Source organism: Buttiauxella sp. S19-1, assembly GCF_022134725.1.
In the GTDB taxonomy this organism is placed as follows: Bacteria; Pseudomonadota; Gammaproteobacteria; order Enterobacterales; family Enterobacteriaceae; genus Buttiauxella; species Buttiauxella ferragutiae.
The window spans coordinates 1-764 of sequence record NZ_JAHWLU010000267.1; the positions used below are offsets into that span (position 1 = coordinate 1).

The following is a 764-nucleotide window of genomic DNA, read 5'->3' on the forward strand; positions in this document are numbered from 1 at the left end:
GTTTTATTTATATAGATAAAATCTGATCAGACAACCAGAGGAAAATACAATAACGCATTTTGATAAACTAATTGTGTATTTTCATCGCGAATTTAGCAATTGATTGCGCAGTGAAAATATTTCTTTTTGTTTTCCTCCTGGCCCATGCGATAAGGCACAGCGGCAATCATCCACACAAAAACCAGGTTTTAATGTATAATTTCGCCACTTTTGCGGGAAACCGCTATTTTTAAAGCTATGACTCCAGAGATGACGAATATGACACTCCCTCATTGCCCAAAATGCAATTCTGAATACACCTACGAAGACAACGGTATGTTTATCTGCCCTGAATGCGCGCATGAATGGAATGATGCAGAACCCGCCCAAGACAGCGACCAACTGATTGTTAAAGATGCCAATGGCAACCTGCTGGCTGATGGCGATAACGTCACCGTAGTAAAAGATTTGAAAGTGAAAGGCAGCTCTTCAATGCTGAAGATTGGCACTAAAGTGAAGGGTATCCGTCTGGTTGAAGGCGACCATAACATCGATTGTAAAATTGATGGTTTTGGTCCGATGAAGCTGAAGTCAGAGTTTGTGAAGAAGAACTAAGTAAATTCCCCTATCGCCAAGGCGGTCTCTTGTACACAACTCTCCCTGGCAATCTTGTCAGGGTGAGATCTGTAAGCCTCGCTGATTTTCCGTTCACCCGTGCGTTCAGTTATCTCTTTAATCCCCGAAAACGGTGAACGTATCAAGGGGTTAACGCCAACCCCTTGATA

General features: G+C 42.7%; 1 protein-coding gene. It reads left to right on the top strand.

Annotated elements, in window-relative coordinates; all coding sequences use genetic code 11:
- The first annotated feature begins 258 nt into the window (after positions 1 to 258).
- Entirely contained in the window at positions 259 to 594 is a 336-nt protein-coding gene (locus MES37_RS24495; RefSeq protein WP_034492586.1) for a zinc ribbon domain-containing protein YjdM, read from the top strand.
- Positions 595 to 764 lie beyond the last annotated feature (170 nt).